Raw genomic sequence first — 3,587 nt, 5'->3', positions numbered from 1 at the left:
CCTATAGCCAGATTTTTTCTTGTAATTATAATTTATAGTATGTGTGTGAGCTACTGGTCAATTAGTTTTGATTGGTATGTTTTTATAGTTGAGATGGTAAAATTAGTTTCATTGTTTCTTCTTTTTTCTATGCTTTCCACTCTGGATAACAAGGATAGGGATAAGTTGATAAGGTTGTCTTTAGGCTTTGTTTTAGTAAATATATTGAGCTTTAACTTTGGTCCCGACGCTAGGCTGCAAGGTTTTTTTATACACGCCAACCACTTTGCTTATTTTTGCGTCGTCCTTACAGCATATGTGGTTTTGTTTTTTAATAGTAGAGAAAAAAATCTAGCGTTGATGTTGCTGTCTGTTGCTATACTTGCATCGAAGAGTTCTGGAGGTTTGATTGTATTTCTATACGTGATTTTTGGTGCGTATGCTACTTATTATTCGTTTAGTATAAAGAGTATGTTGTGGGGGGTGGCGATAGCATTTTTAATTACCTTGATTGCTTATCTCTTTGGGGTGACTGAGTCGCTAGTTTGGAAAGTATCTGAGTTTGATGTTTCTAACATCCGAGAGAAAGCTGATAAAATGTCTTTTGGCTCAGATGGGAGTTTAGCTTGGCGTGCAAGCTATGGACTTGCAATTATAAATAACTTATTAGATGGCTCCCTAGCCAATCAGCTCTTTGGTGAAGGTCTTGGAAGTCAAGTAGAGGGGAGTTATGTATATGACTTTATGAAGAAAGACCCCCATAATGATTACGTGCGCTTGCTGATAGAAAGGGGGGGGGTCGGTTTTTTGGTAGTGATTTTTAGTTTTTTGTTTTATATGTTAAAAGTGAGGTACTCTCTGTTTTTAATAGGGATCATAGCTATACCTATGCTGTCCGGCAATGTTATAGTTAGCTTTCCATATTTGTTTTTGTATGGTGTGTTGGTGTCCCGTGCATATCAAACGAACGAAGGTGAATTGGTATGAAAAAAATATCTTTAGTGACTCCTCTGAAAGATGAAATTGATAATATATTAGTTTTGCTAGAGGCTGTAAAAAGTCAAACTATTTCAATCCAGAATTGGGTTGTTGTTGAAAACGGTAGTACTGATGGCTCTAAAGAGCTGTTAGATGAAATCTCAACGTTGACAAACGTAAAAAACTTTAAGGTCGTGAGTTTTGTATTGCCGAGTGAGAAGTATGAGCTAGGGGGGAAGTATGCAACAGTTGTTAGCGTTGGGATTTCTTATTTGCTCGAAAATAACCTTATGAGTGAAACTGATTACTTAGGCATATTGGATGCTGACTGCACCCCTCCTCCTAATTATTATGAAGACTTAGTACGGTTTCTGGAGTCTGATGCAGCTCTCGGAATTTCAAGTGGGCAGGCATACCATTTAGATGGAAGCTATGATGGGAAAAACAGTAATTGGCCTAGAGGGAACTGTAGGCTTTGGAAAAGGGAATGCTTTATTTCTTCAGGTTATATTATTGGTCCCTCTGCTGATGCTTTGTCCGTGTGTAAGGCTGAGCTCAAAGGGTGGAAGTGCTATGCAAGTAAAGACCTGTTTTATGTGTGCAGAGAAGTGGGGAAAAAAGTTGATTACTCATATTACGGGTATTCTGCTTATTATAGAGGTATACCTATACATTTTTCGATTTTGAAGTCTATTAATTATATGTTAATAGGGAAGTTTTCTAATGGCGCTTCCTATTTTAAAGGCTATATCTGTTCTTTTCTAAGAAGGAAAGACAGGGTGGCAGATATTGATATTATTAGGTATAATAAACGCATTCTTTGGAGAAGGGTGAATGAAAAATTATTTGGGTGACAAGTGCGATATACTAGCTGTTGCATCTTTTGGTGGGCATAATACTCAATTGAAAATGATTTTAGGTGAAAATCACATTGAGAGAGTGGGGTATGTGTCTACTGTTGCGGATGGCGGTTATGGGGAAGATGGGTATACGGTTAGGGATTGTAATATGAAGACTCCTGTAAGCTTCTTTTTATGTGCTTCAAAAGCTTTTTATTTGTTGCTAAAGCTCCGGCCTAAAGTGGTTGTTACAACTGGAGCCCTGCCTGGTTTAGTTTTTGTTATCTTGTCTAAGTTTTTTTTTGCAAAGTCCATTTGGATTGATAGTATAGCTAATGTGGATAAGCTGTCGGCCTCTGGGAAGATCGCTAAATATGTGGCTACTTTGTGTTTGACACAGTGGGAGGGGGTGTCGGATGGAAAGCTAGTTCTATATAAGGGAAGCGTGTTATGATTTTTTTAACAGTCGGGGGGCAGCTCCCTTTTGACAGACTTATTGTTGATGTTGAAAGGTGGCATCAGGAGTATGGTATAGAAGAAGAGGTTGTTGTTCAGTGTGGAGACTCTTCTTTAAAAGAATGTCGGTTTGAAATGATTGACAGGCTGAGTGTTGAAAAATTTGAAGGTTATGTTAAGAGAAGTAGTTTTATTATTAGCCATGTTGGGATGGGTAATATAATTACATGCTTGAATAATAAAAAGAAAGGAGTCTTCCTCCCAAGGTTAAAGAATCTCGGGGAACACCGGAATGATCATCAGTTATCAACTGCTAATATGTTTCGTGGAAAATTTTCGAATTTACACTTTCCTTCTTCTAGAGAAGAATTGTTAGAAGACTTGTCTGCCTGTTATTCCAGTTATGCAGTAAGAAATGTTCATGGTGATATAAAAGCTAACGCCTCAATCCAGTGCTTGAGTGATTTTGTGTCTGAGAAGATTTCTTGCTGGATATCTAAAAAATGAAGGGGTAAAGGTATTTAAGATGACGATCCTGATTACGGGCATGGCCGGGTTCATCGGTCATGCCGTGGCCAAGCGCCTGGCGGCCGATGGCCACACCATCGTCGGCATCGACAATCTAAACGATTACTACGACGTGGCGCTCAAGCAGGCGCGCCTCGACGATCTGGCCGCGTATCCCAATGTGCGCTTCGAGTGCATCGATCTTGCCGATCAGGCGGCCATGCAAGCGCTCTTCGCCGGTGAGCGCTTCGAGCGAGTGATTCATCTCGCCGCGCAGGCCGGCGTGCGCTACTCGCTCGACAACCCGCATGTCTACGCGCAGGCCAATCTCGTCGGCCACCTCAACGTGCTGGAAGGCTGCCGCCATCAGCAAGTGCCGCATCTGATCTATGCCTCGTCGAGCTCGGTATACGGACAGAATGCGCATGTGCCGTTCTCGACCGCCGACGCCGTGGATCACCCCATCAGCCTCTACGCCGCGACCAAGAAGTCCAATGAGCTGATGACGCACAGCTACGCCCACTTGTACGGCATTCCCTCCACGGGGCTTCGCTTCTTCACCGTTTATGGTCCGTGGGGACGCCCGGACATGGCGATGTTCAAGTTTACTCGGGCGATTCTTGCCGGCGAACCGCTGCCGATCTTCAACCACGGCGATCTATCGCGGGATTTCACCTATATCGACGATATCGTCGAGGGCGTGGTCCGCATTCAGGACGTAATTCCCCAGGCCGATACCGAACGGCAAGCGACGGCGCCGGATCAAAGTAACGCGCCGTTCGCACTCTATAATATTGGCCATGGGAGCCCCGTGGCATTGATGGATTT

The 3,587-nt window shown here is 42.8% G+C and carries 5 protein-coding genes; all 5 read left to right on the top strand.

What is annotated here, in order from left to right:
* A partial coding sequence (locus OP496_RS16815) for an O-antigen ligase family protein (protein WP_280564959.1) occupies positions 1-966 on the top strand: 966 nt, incomplete at its 5' end.
* Complete coding sequence (locus OP496_RS16810) at positions 963-1,811, top strand: glycosyltransferase (protein ID WP_280564957.1); 849 nt, start codon at positions 963-965, stop codon at positions 1,809-1,811. The genes OP496_RS16815 and OP496_RS16810, both read left to right, overlap by 4 nt.
* On the top strand, positions 1,792-2,250 hold the full coding sequence (locus OP496_RS16805) for an oligosaccharide biosynthesis protein Alg14 (protein WP_280564955.1): 459 nt from the start codon (positions 1,792-1,794) through the stop codon (positions 2,248-2,250). Before OP496_RS16810 ends, OP496_RS16805 begins: the two co-directional genes overlap by 20 nt.
* A complete protein-coding gene (locus OP496_RS16800) occupies positions 2,247-2,759 on the top strand; it encodes a glycosyltransferase (protein ID WP_280564954.1) in 513 nt (170 codons plus the stop codon). The genes OP496_RS16805 and OP496_RS16800 overlap by 4 nt, the downstream gene beginning before the upstream one ends.
* Positions 2,760-2,778: 19 nt before the next feature.
* On the top strand, positions 2,779-3,587 hold an 809-nt coding region (locus OP496_RS16795), incomplete at its 3' end, for an SDR family NAD(P)-dependent oxidoreductase (protein WP_280564952.1).

Origin of the sequence: Chromohalobacter sp. 48-RD10 (genome assembly GCF_029889785.1) — a bacterium.
GTDB lineage: Bacteria > Pseudomonadota > Gammaproteobacteria > Pseudomonadales > Halomonadaceae > Chromohalobacter.
The sequence above is the reverse complement of the archived record's forward strand: the minus strand, read 5'-3'. Positions and strand labels throughout refer to the sequence as shown.

Bases quoted from the DNA above. Each gene is read 5' to 3' on its own strand.
- OP496_RS16810 (WP_280564957.1), top strand. From the start codon at position 963: ATGAAAAAAATATCTTTAGTGACTCCTCTGAAAGATGAAATTGATAAT.
- OP496_RS16805 (WP_280564955.1), top strand. From the start codon at position 1,792: ATGAAAAATTATTTGGGTGACAAGTGCGATATACTAGCTGTTGCATCT.
- OP496_RS16800 (WP_280564954.1), top strand. From the start codon at position 2,247: ATGATTTTTTTAACAGTCGGGGGGCAGCTCCCTTTTGACAGACTTATT.